General features: G+C 65.6%; 18 protein-coding genes and 1 pseudogene. 4 read left to right on the top strand and 15 right to left on the bottom strand.

The window, feature by feature from the left end; genetic code table 11:
• From N878_RS02290 to N878_RS02280, 3 genes and pseudogenes are all read right to left on the bottom strand, one after another.
• Nucleotides 1-186, bottom strand: a pseudogene (locus N878_RS02290) (DNA polymerase III subunit chi); the annotation flags it as partial.
• A gap of 13 nt (nt 187-199) precedes the next feature.
• Nucleotides 200-616, bottom strand: a complete 417-nt coding sequence (locus N878_RS02285) for a DNA polymerase III subunit chi (protein ID WP_021442066.1) — start codon at nt 614-616, stop codon at nt 200-202.
• A 130-nt stretch (nt 617-746) separates the two neighbouring features.
• Nucleotides 747-2,228 (bottom strand): leucyl aminopeptidase, encoded by a 1,482-nt coding sequence (locus N878_RS02280; protein ID WP_021442065.1) that lies wholly within the window; start codon nt 2,226-2,228, stop codon nt 747-749.
• A gap of 141 nt (nt 2,229-2,369) precedes the next feature.
• On the opposite strand from N878_RS02280, the gene lptF reads away from it, so the two are divergent.
• Entirely contained in the window at nt 2,370-3,494 is a 1,125-nt protein-coding gene (gene lptF, locus N878_RS02275) for an LPS export ABC transporter permease LptF (protein WP_021442064.1), read from the top strand.
• On the top strand, nt 3,487-4,551 hold the full coding sequence (gene lptG / locus N878_RS02270) for an LPS export ABC transporter permease LptG (RefSeq protein WP_021442063.1): 1,065 nt from the start codon (nt 3,487-3,489) through the stop codon (nt 4,549-4,551). The genes lptF and lptG overlap by 8 nt, the downstream gene beginning before the upstream one ends.
• Before the next feature lie 60 nt (nt 4,552-4,611).
• Here lptG and N878_RS02265 read toward each other — a convergent pair whose 3' ends face one another.
• Both N878_RS02265 and N878_RS02260 read right to left on the bottom strand, forming a co-directional pair.
• The gene (locus N878_RS02265) at nt 4,612-5,109 is read right to left on the bottom strand and encodes an RDD family protein (RefSeq protein WP_021442062.1); all 498 of its coding nucleotides are present in this window, start codon (nt 5,107-5,109) and stop codon (nt 4,612-4,614) included.
• Between the two features lie 105 nt (nt 5,110-5,214).
• Complete coding sequence (locus N878_RS02260) at nt 5,215-5,427, bottom strand: cold-shock protein (RefSeq protein ID WP_003298189.1); 213 nt, start codon at nt 5,425-5,427, stop codon at nt 5,215-5,217.
• A gap of 602 nt (nt 5,428-6,029) precedes the next feature.
• Between N878_RS02260 and N878_RS02255 the strand changes: the two genes are divergently transcribed.
• Nucleotides 6,030-6,932 (top strand): site-specific integrase, encoded by a 903-nt coding sequence (locus N878_RS02255; protein ID WP_256217930.1) that lies wholly within the window; start codon nt 6,030-6,032, stop codon nt 6,930-6,932.
• Here the strand turns inward: N878_RS02255 and N878_RS02250 are convergent, their stop codons facing one another.
• Nucleotides 6,933-7,256, bottom strand: a complete 324-nt coding sequence (locus N878_RS02250) for a hypothetical protein (RefSeq protein WP_021442060.1) — start codon at nt 7,254-7,256, stop codon at nt 6,933-6,935.
• A 71-nt stretch (nt 7,257-7,327) separates the two neighbouring features.
• Between N878_RS02250 and N878_RS02245 the strand changes: the two genes are divergently transcribed.
• A complete protein-coding gene (locus N878_RS02245) occupies nt 7,328-7,936 on the top strand; it encodes a hypothetical protein (protein ID WP_021442059.1) in 609 nt (202 codons plus the stop codon).
• Nucleotides 7,937-8,226: 290 nt separating this feature from the next.
• Here the strand turns inward: N878_RS02245 and N878_RS29335 are convergent, their stop codons facing one another.
• The 9 genes from N878_RS29335 to N878_RS02205 all read right to left on the bottom strand — a co-directional run bounded on the left by N878_RS29335 (nt 8,227) and on the right by N878_RS02205 (nt 11,804).
• The gene (locus N878_RS29335) at nt 8,227-8,847 is read right to left on the bottom strand and encodes a hypothetical protein (RefSeq protein ID WP_218186837.1); all 621 of its coding nucleotides are present in this window, start codon (nt 8,845-8,847) and stop codon (nt 8,227-8,229) included.
• Nucleotides 8,844-9,389, bottom strand: coding sequence for a hypothetical protein (locus N878_RS02235; RefSeq protein WP_021442057.1), 546 nt, complete (start codon nt 9,387-9,389; stop codon nt 8,844-8,846). Before N878_RS02235 ends, N878_RS29335 begins: the two co-directional genes overlap by 4 nt.
• Nucleotides 9,386-10,099, bottom strand: coding sequence for a hypothetical protein (locus N878_RS02230; RefSeq protein ID WP_021442056.1), 714 nt, complete (start codon nt 10,097-10,099; stop codon nt 9,386-9,388). Before N878_RS02230 ends, N878_RS02235 begins: the two co-directional genes overlap by 4 nt.
• Nucleotides 10,100-10,169: 70 nt before the next feature.
• On the bottom strand, nt 10,170-10,364 hold the full coding sequence (locus N878_RS02225; protein ID WP_021442055.1) for a hypothetical protein: 195 nt from the start codon (nt 10,362-10,364) through the stop codon (nt 10,170-10,172).
• 1 nt (nt 10,365) lies between these two features.
• Complete coding sequence (locus tag N878_RS28240; RefSeq protein WP_021442054.1) at nt 10,366-10,536, bottom strand: glyoxalase superfamily protein; 171 nt, start codon at nt 10,534-10,536, stop codon at nt 10,366-10,368.
• Between the two features lie 3 nt (nt 10,537-10,539).
• The gene (locus tag N878_RS02220; RefSeq protein WP_021442053.1) at nt 10,540-10,866 is read right to left on the bottom strand and encodes a pyocin activator PrtN family protein; all 327 of its coding nucleotides are present in this window, start codon (nt 10,864-10,866) and stop codon (nt 10,540-10,542) included.
• On the bottom strand, nt 10,863-11,321 hold the full coding sequence (locus N878_RS02215; RefSeq protein ID WP_021442052.1) for a hypothetical protein: 459 nt from the start codon (nt 11,319-11,321) through the stop codon (nt 10,863-10,865). The genes N878_RS02220 and N878_RS02215 overlap by 4 nt, the downstream gene beginning before the upstream one ends.
• Complete coding sequence (locus tag N878_RS02210; protein WP_021442051.1) at nt 11,318-11,524, bottom strand: hypothetical protein; 207 nt, start codon at nt 11,522-11,524, stop codon at nt 11,318-11,320. Before N878_RS02210 ends, N878_RS02215 begins: the two co-directional genes overlap by 4 nt.
• Nucleotides 11,514-11,804: a phage antirepressor KilAC domain-containing protein gene (locus N878_RS02205; protein WP_021442050.1), complete on the bottom strand. Its 291-nt coding sequence runs from the start codon at nt 11,802-11,804 to the stop codon at nt 11,514-11,516. The genes N878_RS02210 and N878_RS02205 overlap by 11 nt, the downstream gene beginning before the upstream one ends.
• Nucleotides 11,805-11,808: the final 4 nt, after the last annotated feature.

Genomic DNA, 11,808 nt, shown 5'->3' with positions numbered 1-11,808 from the left:
CGGGGCGATATTGAAGGGTGGCGGCGGGCCGGGCGGCGCGCTGACGATATCGGAGAGCACCGGGATGCTGTCCGGGTCGAGCGAATCGATCAGCAGCGGCGGCTCGAGGCTTTCGTCGCCCAGCAGTTCGCGGATCGACTCGAGGTCGTTGAGCAGTTGGGTCGGCTTGTGCGGGGGCTTGTCCATGGGGCGACGCGCTTTACAGTTCTACGCGCTTGGGATCATACCCGCGCTGGCGATAGGTACGGAAATTCTCGCGACAGGCGTCGAGTAGATCCGGCTGTTGGTTGACGATCTCGATGATCCGCGCGAAGCGTTCGACATGCGGCGACAGGCTGCTGCCGAGGTTGATCAGCACGCCCTGCTCGAAGCCCGGCGCCTCGTCCAGGCCCAGGGTCACCGGCGACTGCGGGGCGTCGTGGTGCAGGTCGTGGGGCACGAAGCGCTCGGCCTTGAATGCCCACAGCAACTGGTCCAGCGCCTCGCACTGCGCCGCGTCGCCGCCGCGGACGAACACCGGCAGGCCGGCGCTCCAGGCCTTCAGCGCCAGTTGGCAGGCGGCACGCAGGCGGCCTTCGGCGTCGCTGGAGGAGAGGACGTAGAACTCGATACGCATGAGGGGGCTCGGTGAACGCTATGGGTGGCTGGGGGGCTTGAGTCGCCAATGTGCTCGGCGGCCTTGGCTTCAGGCCGCCGGGCGGAGCGCTGCGCGCTCCTCGTCGGGCTTCGCTGCGCTCAGCGCCAGCCTACGCGCGATCCAGCAGGTACTGGGTCAGCAGTGGCACCGGACGGCCGGTGGCGCCCTTGTCCTTGCCACCGCTGATCCAGGCGGTGCCGGCGATATCCAGGTGCGCCCAGTGATAGTTCTTGGCGAAGCGCGAGAGGAAGCAGCCGGCGGTGATGGTGCCGGCCTTGGGCCCGCCGATATTGGCGATGTCGGCGAAGGGGCTGTCCAGCTGCTCCTGGTATTCGTCGTACAGCGGCAGCTGCCAGGCGCGGTCGTCGGCCTGCTCGCCGGCCTTGAGGATCTGCTTGATCAGCGCCTCGTTGTTGCCCATCAGGCCGGAGACGTTGCTGCCCAGGGCGACGATGCAGGCGCCGGTGAGGGTGGCGATGTCGATCACCGCCTGCGGCTTGAAGCGTTCGGCGTAGGTCAGGGTGTCGCACAGCACCAGGCGGCCTTCGGCGTCGGTGTTGAGGATCTCCACGGTCTGCCCGCTCATGCTGGTGACGATATCGCCGGGGCGAGTGGCGCGGCCGCTGGGCATGTTCTCGGCGCAGGCCAGCAGGCACACCAGGTTGATCGGCAGTTGCAGCTCGAGCACCGCCTTGAGGGTGCCGAACACGCTGGCGGCGCCGCACATGTCGTACTTCATCTCGTCCATGCCGGCCGCCGGCTTGATGCTGATGCCGCCGGTGTCGAAGGTGATGCCCTTGCCGACCAGGGCGAAGGGTTTGTCGTCCTTCTTGCCGCCCTGGTAGTGCATGACGATCATCCGCGGCGGCTGCTCGCTGCCCTGGGCCACGGCGAGGAAGGCGCCGGCGCCGAGCTCCTTGAGCTTCTTCTCGTCGAGGATGTCCACCTTGAGGTTCTTGTGCGCCTTGCCCAGGGCCTTGGCCTCTTCGGCCAGGTAGCTGGGGTGGCAGAGGTTCGGCGGCAGGTTGCCGAGGTTCTTGGTCAGGGCCATGCCGCTGGCGATGGCGCGGGCGTGCTGCGTGCCGCGCTCGACCGCGGCCAGTTCGGCCTTGTCGGCGATCAGGGTGATCTTCTTCAGCGCGCGGGCATCGGCCTTCTGGCTCTTGAACTGCTCGAACAGGTAGTCGCCGTCGGCCAGGGTTTCCACGATCAGGCGCGCCTTGCCGTAGGCGTCGCGGCCCTTGACCTTGAGCTCGCCGAGGGCCAGCACGGCGTCGCTGCCGCCGAGGCCCTTGAGCACGCCCTGCAGGCTTGCAACCAATTTGCGCAACTGACGGTCGGATAGATCGCCCTTGCCGCTGCCCACCAGCAGCACGCGCTCGGCCTTGAGCCCCGGCAGGCTGTGCAGCAGCAGGGTCTGGCCCGGCTTGCCGGCGATGTCGCCACGCTTGAGCACGGCGGAGAGGGCACCGCCGCTGGCCGCGTCGACGGCCTTGGCGGCTTCGCCCAGCTTGCGGCCTTCGCCGATGGCCAGCACCAGGGTGGCGGTCTTCAGGGTTTCCGGACGGGTGCTTTTGACGAGGAATTCCATATGAGCTGTCCCCAAGACAAAGAGTCGGGTTTGGCGGATAATGCCCGCTATTTTTTCGAGGGCCCGCCGCAAGGCGGGCCGGCAAAGGTGCGGCTAGTGTGAGCGTTCGCGCCCGAGCCTGACAACCCTGGAGCGTCCGGTTTGATCGTCTTCCGTTATCTGTCCCGCGAAGTGCTGGTAACCCTCAGTGCGGTGAGCGCCGTGCTGCTGGTGATCATCATGAGCGGCCGTTTCATCAAGTACCTGGCGCAGGCCGCGCAGGGGGCGCTGGACCCCGGCGTGCTGTTTCTGATCATGGGGTACCGGATTCCCGGCTTCCTCCAGCTGATCCTGCCGTTGGGCCTGTTCCTCGGTTTCCTCCTGGCCTATGGCCGCCTCTATCTCGACAGCGAAATGACCGTGCTCTCGGCCACCGGCGTCAGCCAGCAGCGGCTGACCGCCTACAGCATGGCGCCGGCGCTGATCGTCGCCCTGCTGGCCGGCTGGTTGAGCATGGGCCTGGCGCCGCAGGGGGTGGCCGAGGTGTCGCGCATTCTCAACGAACAGGATGCCCTGACCGAGCTGGACACCCTGGTGCCGGGGCGCTTCCAGTCGATGAAGGACGGCTCGCGGGTGACCTATTCGCAGGAGCTGTCGGCCGACCGCAGCGAGTTGCGCGGGGTGTTCATGTCGGAGAAGCGCTTCTCCGCCGACGGTCGATCCGAACGCGGCATCACCGTGCTGGTGGCCGAGAGCGGGCGCCAGGAAATCCAGGCCGACGGCAGTCGCTACCTGATCCTGGAGAACGGCTACCGCTACGACGGCGAGCCGGGCGAAGCCGATTACCGCGCCATCCAGTACGACACCTACGGCGTGCTGCTGCCCAAGCCGGAGGTGGCCATCGAGGCCAGCGAGCGCGAGGCGATGCCGACCCGCGAGCTGCTGGGCAGCGATGATCCGCGCCTGCAGGCCGAACTGCAGTGGCGCCTGTCGATTCCGCTGCTGGTGTTCGTGGTCACCCTGCTGGCGGTACCGCTGTCGAAGGTCAACCCGCGCCAGGGGCGCTTCCTCAAACTGTTGCCGGCAATCTTCCTGTATATGGCCTATCTGGGTCTGCTGATCGCCGCCCGCGGCGCGCTGGACAAGGGCAAGCTGCCGCCCGGGCTGGGGCTGTGGTGGGTGCATGGCATCTTCCTGGCGATCGGCGTGCTGCTGCTGTACTGGGAACAATTGAGCCTGTGGTGGGCCGGCCGCCGCGCTGCGGCAGTGGAGGTGGCCCATGGCTAAGCTGGATAGGTACATCGGCACCCAGGTGTTCCTGGCCATTCTCGCGGTGCTGGGCATCATCCTCGGCCTGGCCCTGCTGTTCGCCTTCATCGACGAGCTGGGCGACCTCAACAAGGGCGACTACGGCGTCGGCCAGGCGCTCTGGTACGTGCTGCTGACCGCGCCGCGGCGTGCCTACGAGATGCTGCCGATGGCGGCGCTGATCGGCTGCCTGATCGGCCTCGGCAGCCTGGCCAGCAACAGCGAACTGACCATCATGCGCGCCGCCGGGGTGTCCATCGGCCGCATCGTCTGGGCCGTGATGAAGCCCATGCTGGTGCTGATGCTGGCCGGCATTCTGGTCGGCGAGTACGTCGCACCGCTGACCGAGAACCAGGCCCAGGCCGACCGCGCCCTGGCCCAGGGCGGCGGCGCCGCGCAGAGCTCCAAGCGCGGTATGTGGCACCGCCAGGGGCAGGAGTACGTGCATATCAACGCCGTGCAACCCAATGGCCTGCTGCTCGGGGTGACCCGCTACCGCTTCGACGACGAACGGCGCATGCAGTCCGCCAGCTTCGCCCGGCGCGCCGAGCACCGCGGCGATCACTGGGTGTTGCGCAACGTGCAGACCACCCACTTCCGCGAAGGCGCCACCGAGGTGGTCAAGAGTCCCGAGGAGCGCTGGGACATCGAATTGAGCCCGCAACTGCTCAGCACCGTGGTGATGGAGCCCGAGTCGCTGTCGGTCAGCGGCCTGTGGCAGTACATCCACTACCTGGGCGAGCAGGGCCTGAACAACGCCCGCTACTGGCTGGCGTTCTGGAGCAAGGTGCTGCAGCCGCTGGTGACCGGCGCGCTGGTGTTGATGGCGATTTCCTTCATCTTCGGCCCGCTGCGCTCGGTGACCCTGGGGCAGCGGGTGTTCACCGGCGTGCTGGTGGGCTTCGTGTTCCGCATCGCCCAGGACCTGCTCGGGCCGTCCAGTCTGGTGTTCGGCTTCTCGCCGCTGCTGGCGGTGCTGGTGCCGGCGGGGATCTGCGCGCTGGCCGGGGTGTGGCTGCTGAGGCGTGCGGGCTGAGCTTCGCGTGTGCATGAAAAAGCCGGCTATCAGAGCCGGCTTTTTTCTGCCTGCGTCGCGCTACTTCTTGTGGATATTCTTCGGCAGTTGTACCACGTGGCTGTCGGAGTAAATGTCGTGCCAGGTGCGGCCCTGTTTGTCCCACAGCATCCAGAGAAAACCGAGGCCGGCGAACAGCCAGGAGCCGATGGCGACCACGAAGCGCAGCAGCGCCTGCCACAGGTCGATGGCGCTGCCGTCGGCGTTCTGGATGCGCAGGCCCCAGGCCTGCATGCCCAGGGTCTGGCCGTTGTGGGTCCAGAACTTGGCGAAGAAGGCGAACAGGCTGAGCAGCACCAGGCTGGCCAGGATCGGGTCGTTGTCCAGGGCGCCGGCTTCGGCCATGGCCAGCAGGGCCTCGCTGCCGTGGATCAGGCGCAGGATCCCCTGCTGATAGATCAGGGTGACCACCATGATCAGCGCGACGCAGAGCAGGAAGTCGTAGCAGATCGCCGCCAGGCGACGGATCAAGCCGGCAGTGGGGAAGTCCCCCTGCGGGCGCAGCTGGTGTCTCGGCATGATGGGCTCGCTGTGACGATAGGGCGCGCCATTCTAACCGCGACTTTTCCACAGGCATAAAAAAACCCCCGATGCAGCATCAGGGGTTCTTCAAAGCAGCGGCGATCAGCCCAGGATCTGAACCTGGTCGGCCTGCATGCCTTTTTGACCTTGCACAGCGACGAAGCTGACTTTCTGACCTTCTTTCAGGCTCTTGAAACCATTGCCTTCGATCGCGCGGAAGTGCACGAACAGATCCGGACCGCTCTCGGGAGTGATAAAACCAAAACCTTTCTCGTCGTTAAACCACTTGACGGTACCGTTCTGACGATTCGACATGTCTTTTTCCTTGAAACTAGAGTTGATGACAGCCTCTAACTATAGAGGGCTGAGACTGGTTGCAAGGAGTAATAGAAGTCGAGCGGGATGTAGCGGATCTTGATGATCTACTGCACCAGGTCACGATTCACAGCGACCCATGCAAACAGTGCAATCACTCTACGCTAACTTTTGCGCAATTGCCAACCCCCGCCGGCGCGGCTGTTGGCCAGGTTTTACGGGGCTCGCCGAGGGGCAGGGAAAGTGCAGTTGCAGCACTTGTGCGGCACGGCGCGAAGTCCCTGGCGCGGGCATGAAAAAGCCCGCAAGACCAAGGTCTTGCGGGCTCTAAGCTGGTGCCCCGGGGGGGCCTCTAACTGCGGTGGCAGTTGGCGCCAGTTTCTGCCAGTTCCGTACAAGCCCCGTATTAGAGGGCTTTCGCCGTTTGTCGCGCCCGCAGTTCGGGGCGGTTTTCGGCAGTTCCGTGTTAGTGTTTACGCCAAAATTACGCCAAACAGGGGGCGGGCGTGGCGTCGTATCGGAAGCGTAGCGGGGGCTGGCGGGCTGAGATCGTTAAGCGGGGTGTGCGGGAGTCTCAGACCTTCCCGACCAAGGCTCAGGCGGTGGCCTGGGCGACCCAGCGCGAGGCGGAGATTCTGGCCGCTGTACCTGGCCATGCAGCCGCCAGCAATTCCACTCTGGCAGATGCCATCGGGCGGTACAAGGCCGAGGTGACGCCGACCAAGGCTGGCCAGCGCTGGGAGGAAGTGCGCCTCGACAAGCTGCTCAAGGAGCTGGAGTTCGTCGGCGCGCGCCTGGGGGATGTGACGGCTGACCAGATCGCCGAGTGGCGCGACTCCCGGCTGAAGCTGGTGGAAGGCCCGAGCGTCCGACGCGAGATGACGCTGCTGTCTAGCGTGTTCGAGCAGGCGCGCACCGAGTGGAAGTGGTGCAGCAACAACCCTGTGCGAGAGGTGAAGCGCCCCATCAACAATCGACCTCGCGACCGGCGCATCAGTGCTGATGAAGAGAAAGCGTTGCTCAATGGCCTGGGCTATGTCGAGGGCGAGCCGCCTGTCACCAAGATGCAGGAGGTCGCCTACACCTTCCTGATCGCGCTCGAAACGGCGATGCGCCAGGGTGAGATCCTGAGTCTGACCAAGCCAGCTACCCGGCTTGCTGATCGCTATGTGCGCCTGGCCAAGACCAAGAACGGTGATGCGCGCAACGTGCCGCTATCCAAGCGTGCGGTGGAGCTGCTGCAGGTACTGCTCGATGCGGCGAAGGGGCGGGACAATCTGTTCACGGTCAACTCGGCCAATGCCGACGTGCTATTCAGGCGTGTGCGGGATCGGTTGGAGATCGCTGACCTGCGCTTCCACGATACCCGGCATGAGGCCACCACCAGGTTGGCCAGGAAACTCGATGTGCTGGATCTGGCCCGGATGACCGGGCACCGTGATCCGCGTTCGTTGATGGTGTACTACAACGCCACGGCCACCGAGGTGGCCGGGCGCTTGGATTGATCAGGCGGCTTTGCGGCCGGACCTGCCGGTAGGGAGTTTCGAGGCGTTCTTTCTGGCCCAGCTGCGCACGTCTACGGCGAACCACCGTTTAGCCGCGCGCGGGCCGGTGTCGCATGGCTGCAGCGGCGAAGGGAAGTCTGGCCGGGTGACGACGCGGCGCTCTGTGGTGTCGGTGGCCAGCTTGAGATAGTCGGCGATGTCTTCGGCTGTCCACAGTTCGTCCTCTGCCGGCACCTGCGGCCGCTTTAGCTGGGCGACCAGATCCTGCAGGGCAGCGAGCAGGCCGTCCTGATCCTCGGGCAGTTGGTTGATGGGGTCGGTCATGCTGCACCCCGCTGGACATGGTGGCAGGGTGCCGGCAATCTCCCGTCGATAACTGGTGCCTGGAGGCTTGCATGCTCAACAAGGAGTTTCACATACGGTTCACGGTCGCTGGTATTGCGCGATTCCTCTTCAGCCCTTGCTTCGTTGTGCCTGCCGTAGTGCTGGTGTTGGTGGTGCCATGGGATGGCGAGCATGTTCCGGCTTGGGTGCAGGCGATAGGGTCCGTCTTGGGTATCGGTGCCGCGGTCTGGGTCGCAAATCGTCAGCGAACTGATCTGCAGCGTGACAAGCTCAAGCAGGACGATGTAGTGCATGGCCTGGTCTGGCTTGTGGCTGATCGAGTTACGGTTGCCGGGCAGACTCTTTCCCGCCTCGTAGATGAGATGGACGAGCGAATGCCGGCCATCGAGCCTGTTGAGTACTGGCTTGGATACCTTGAGAGAGAGCTGGGCTACCTCCGAGGGGTCGATTTCCTGCGCTTGCCTGACCCCCATCTGGTTCATGCACTGCTGAAGCTTATGTCCAGCATTGAAGCAGGTGTTTCCGACATGCGGGCGGCCGCTACTCCAGCATTCGATCTGCGAAAATTCAGGAAACGTGCGGCTTTCACTGCTAGTGCGTTTCTTGCCATCGAAAGTGAAATGGCTAGGAAGTGGGAATCGCTTAGGGCTGATTCTTGACGGAGTTATGTGCCCATACCCCTCAACAAGCTGCGCGTGCGGGCGGTCTTGAGAGCGGAGCGATGGGCTCAACTCGCGGGCGCGGCGCACGCCTGTCGTGGGGTGTGCAGCTGCTGCGCAGCTGGCGGGCAGGGGATGGGATGATGTCGCGCCTTCGGCGCGGCGGTTTATAACGCCCCCGCGCGAGACCTGCAGGCGGCCGGCCGGCGCCGTGCACAGCAGGTTCAGCGGGTGACGGCCGCCGCCGTGCTGTCGCACGGCAGTGGCTGCGGTGGCGGCTGGGGCTTGGGTCATTGGTCGCCCCCTTTCTGCGCCTGGCTCATGAGCCCAACGGGCGAGCCGGGGTGTTGGCGGTCGATGCGCTCGATCTCGGCCAGGATCAGGGCGCCGGCCTTGACCAGCTCACGGCGCCGGCCATTTTCGCTGCCATCCCAGTGCTTTACCGTCCACCCTTCGGGAAGGATCGCCTCTTCCAGCGTGTCGCCGTATCCGGTTGACTCGGCAGACCACTGCCGAGCGGCCGGCGGCATCGCGTAGTAGCAGGCAAGGGCGGCAATTTCGTCGCAGCAGTGCTCGTCATCATGCTCAGGCGTCCAGCCCTCGGCGGTGATCTGCCGCTGGCGTTCAGCGAGGACATCACGCGCGGCGGCGCTCTGTTCATCCAGCATCGGCAGCCAGCCCAGGGGCGTGCCCTGTCCATCGGTGAACTCGTCGTGTGTCCAGTTCCAGCCTACGAACTGCCAGCGATCCACCTGGTCGTTCTGGAAGTTGTTCTGGCCGATGGTGGCGAAGGGTTCGTCGCCATCATCAATAGCGTTCTCTTCGAAGCTCACCAGTAGGCGGACAAGTCGGCCGTCCTTTGGCGCTGATTCCATGGGCAGCCATGGCGCCGGCAATGGTTGGTTGCTCATGCTGCAGCCCTCGCGCGGTGGGTGGTGGCCAGCAGTTCCATCAGGCGGTTGAAGTAGGCCTGTGCCGCCTCGGCCTGGGTCATGGGCTTGATGCGGAACTGCGCGGGGTGGGTGCCGATCAGGCACGGCCAGGCGTCGGCGTGCGCCGGCATCAGGTCGCGCTTTTCGGTGGCCAGGGCGATCAGGTCGGCGTCGTGGACGCAGGGCGGCAGCACCGGCTCGATGTCGAAGCGGTGGCAGATGGCGTGCCAGACGCGCATTTCGATCTGGCGGTATTCGGGCAGGGCCTGCTTCAGCGGGCTGACCAGATCGCCCACATAAGCCTCGGTGGCGTCGTGCAGCAGGGCTTCCAGCTGGTACTGCACCGGCACCAGCTCGGCGACGACGAGGCAGTGCTGGGCGACGCTGTAGAAGGACTTCACGTGGCCGTTGAAGCGGCACTGCATGCTGAGCGCGTGGGCGATGTCGGTCGGGTCGACCATGTGGGCGGCCGGTTCGAGCAGGTCGAAGCGCTTGGCGCTGCGGGTGATGATCCAGCTCATGCTGCGGCCTCCTGTGCGACGGCGGCCTGCAGGAGTTCGCCGTGGTTGCGGTCGAGTTCGTCGCTGTCGGCTTTGGCCTTGCGCAGCAGGGTGCGCAGGTCGTCGATGATCGGGTGATCCTCTGCGAATGCCTGGAAGCGCAGCTCGGCGGTTTCGAGGTCGAAATGCAGGGTGGCGTTCTCGTCCAGCCAGTCGATCAGCTCGCTGTCGGGGTGGGGCTGGGTGTTGGCCTGGGCCTTCCTGATGCGCTCGGCCATGTCCAGCACTTGGGCCTGCAGGTGGCGGCTGAAGCGGGCGTGATCGTGCGCGTTGAGGCCGGCAAAGGTGTCGCCGGCTAGCTCCAGCTTGTTGGCGACGGCGAGCAGGACGGCGTGGTCTTCGTCGCTGAGTGGCGCTGCAGCGGCCAGGCGGTTGAGCAGGCCGCGCTCGACCTTGCCGTGATCCTCGGCCTCGGCCTTGATGTTGGCGCGCAGGGTCATTGCCTCGCGGGAGCGGGCGGCGAGCAGGTCGCGATGCTCGGCCAGCGCCTCGCGGAGCGGGTGCACGATGGATTTGCAGTGCTTGGCGGCGGTCTCTCGGCCTTGCTCGTAGCCAGCGGCTTTGCCGGTGCGCAGGCCGATGCAGTAGAAGATGATGCCGGCGACAGCGGCGCAGCTGAGGGCGGCGAAGATGCCGTAGATCTGCGGGGTGGTGAAGGTGGTGAGTTCCATGGTGGTGCTCCTCGTGTTGGCCGGTCGCTGGTGGTGGCAGCGGGTGCGGCTGTCAGGTGGTTTTGGTGGATCAGTCGTCGTCGGGGTCGGGTGGATCTGCCAGGCCGGCCATCAGCTTGGCGGCGTAGGCGCTGTGGCCTTCCTCGCGCAGGTCGTCATAGCGGCGCCAGTCTTCGCAAAGGTGTAGGTGTCCCTGGCAGAGCCCGATTTCTTTGTGGTCGAACTCGCCGAGTTCGGCGCGGCACTCGCGGCAATATCGGTACATGTCAGCCGGCCTTCGCTTGCTTATGGGCAGCCAGCAGGCTGGCGTAGGTCTTGAAGCCGTGGTTTTGGGCGATGGCGTGCAGTGCCTGCATGTGGGTGAGTTCGGTAGCCTTGCTGAGTTTCTTGGCCTGCTTCTTGGTGCGGTCGATGCTGGGTAGGGGGTTGGTTTGCATGGCTCAGTCCTCTTGCTCTTTGCCCAGCACCTTGGCCAGGGCGTCGTCAGCTTGGCCGGCGCGTTGGTCGATGTGGGCGGCCAGGTGGTGGATCTCGATGTAACGCAGTGCCTTGGTGCTCTCCTGCAGGGTGGTGACCGGCAGGGGAATGGCTGCGGTGCCGACCTGGCGGCCGAAGCGGTCTTCGTTGAGGTTGCGGAACAGCTCGGTGCGCACGGCTTCCAGCGGGATCAGGACGGTGCCGAACATGCGGAAGAGCATGTCCAGCGTGGTCGGCCTGGGGGCTGGCAGCAGGCGCAGGGGCTGCTGTTGGTCGTTGGTCGGGCTCATGCGCGGCGGGCCTCACGCGGCAGCAGGCGCAGCGGGTTCTTGTTGGGGTGGCGCGCCTTGGGCTTGGCCGGCCCGAGGTTGATGCCGAACGCGGCGATGGCCTGGTTGAGCTGGCTAAGTACGCCCTGGGCGGTGGAGCCGAACCCGGTGAAGCGGATCTCGTCGGCCTTGCCGATGGCTTCGATGGAGGCGAACAGCTCGATGCCGCTCAGGTTCGGGCCGAGGCGCAAGGCGGTGCGGTGGGTGAAGCCGTCGCCCAGGCCCTCGGTGAGACGCGCCACGGCGCCTTCGAGCTGCATGTGCTGCAGCTGCAGGTCGGTGGCTTGGCCGAGGCGCAGGCCGGCGGCGCTGGCCGCCAGGTGCAGGGCGCTGCTGATGACTTCGCTGTTGCGCTCGGTTTCGGGCATGCGCAGCAGCTCGATCAGGGTGTCGTCCAGTAGCTTGATGTCTTTCATTGTTTGCTCCGGGCTGGGTGTTCCCAGGCGATGCGGCCCATGGTGCGAACGAGTTCGCGCAGGTGTTCGGGCACGTGGTTGGCAATGGCTGCTTTGCGCTCGTCCTTGGTGGGCAGCTTGGAAATGACGGCCACCCACTGGCGGGCAGAGGTCGGGGTGATCTGCTGCCCGTCCGGGGTGGTGTAGAGCAGGTCAGGCGACATCGCGCGGGTCCTGCTGCGGCTCCGGCATCGGGCGCTCGATGCCGAGCTTCTCTGCCAGCCACGGAATGCCGGCATCGGTGACGCGGGTGGTGCGGGGGTACTGCCAGCCGGCATCGGGGTGGATGTAGCGGTTCTCGCGGGTGACCAGGTAGGCCTTGGTCATCTCCGGGTTGGCCGGCAGGTTGTGGCGGTCGAGGATGCCGGCCGCGCGCATGCGCTTCATCAGGTCGCGGTGGCCCAGGCCGAGGCGCTGGGCGGTGTACTTGAGGGAGTTGGACATGCTG

The organism is Pseudomonas sp. EGD-AK9 (assembly GCF_000465935.2).
Taxonomy (GTDB): Bacteria; Pseudomonadota; Gammaproteobacteria; order Pseudomonadales; family Pseudomonadaceae; genus Aquipseudomonas.
This window is presented reverse-complemented; position numbering and strand designations above follow the sequence as displayed.

Excerpts from the sequence above, each read along its gene's own strand:
- N878_RS02285 (WP_021442066.1), bottom strand. The coding sequence starts at position 616 with ATGCGTATCGAGTTCTACGTCCTCTCCTCCAGCGACGCCGAAGGCCGC.
- N878_RS02280 (WP_021442065.1), bottom strand. The coding sequence starts at position 2,228 with ATGGAATTCCTCGTCAAAAGCACCCGTCCGGAAACCCTGAAGACCGCC.
- lptG (WP_021442063.1), top strand. The coding sequence starts at position 3,487 with ATGGCTAAGCTGGATAGGTACATCGGCACCCAGGTGTTCCTGGCCATT.
- N878_RS02265 (WP_021442062.1), bottom strand. The coding sequence starts at position 5,109 with ATGCCGAGACACCAGCTGCGCCCGCAGGGGGACTTCCCCACTGCCGGC.
- N878_RS02260 (WP_003298189.1), bottom strand. The coding sequence starts at position 5,427 with ATGTCGAATCGTCAGAACGGTACCGTCAAGTGGTTTAACGACGAGAAA.
- N878_RS02250 (WP_021442060.1), bottom strand. The coding sequence starts at position 7,256 with ATGACCGACCCCATCAACCAACTGCCCGAGGATCAGGACGGCCTGCTC.
- N878_RS02245 (WP_021442059.1), top strand. The coding sequence starts at position 7,328 with ATGCTCAACAAGGAGTTTCACATACGGTTCACGGTCGCTGGTATTGCG.
- N878_RS29335 (WP_218186837.1), bottom strand. The coding sequence starts at position 8,847 with ATGAGCAACCAACCATTGCCGGCGCCATGGCTGCCCATGGAATCAGCG.
- N878_RS02235 (WP_021442057.1), bottom strand. The coding sequence starts at position 9,389 with ATGAGCTGGATCATCACCCGCAGCGCCAAGCGCTTCGACCTGCTCGAA.
- N878_RS02230 (WP_021442056.1), bottom strand. The coding sequence starts at position 10,099 with ATGGAACTCACCACCTTCACCACCCCGCAGATCTACGGCATCTTCGCC.
- N878_RS02225 (WP_021442055.1), bottom strand. The coding sequence starts at position 10,364 with ATGTACCGATATTGCCGCGAGTGCCGCGCCGAACTCGGCGAGTTCGAC.
- N878_RS28240 (WP_021442054.1), bottom strand. The coding sequence starts at position 10,536 with ATGCAAACCAACCCCCTACCCAGCATCGACCGCACCAAGAAGCAGGCC.
- N878_RS02220 (WP_021442053.1), bottom strand. The coding sequence starts at position 10,866 with ATGAGCCCGACCAACGACCAACAGCAGCCCCTGCGCCTGCTGCCAGCC.
- N878_RS02215 (WP_021442052.1), bottom strand. The coding sequence starts at position 11,321 with ATGAAAGACATCAAGCTACTGGACGACACCCTGATCGAGCTGCTGCGC.
- N878_RS02210 (WP_021442051.1), bottom strand. The coding sequence starts at position 11,524 with ATGTCGCCTGACCTGCTCTACACCACCCCGGACGGGCAGCAGATCACC.
- N878_RS02205 (WP_021442050.1), bottom strand. The coding sequence starts at position 11,804 with ATGTCCAACTCCCTCAAGTACACCGCCCAGCGCCTCGGCCTGGGCCAC.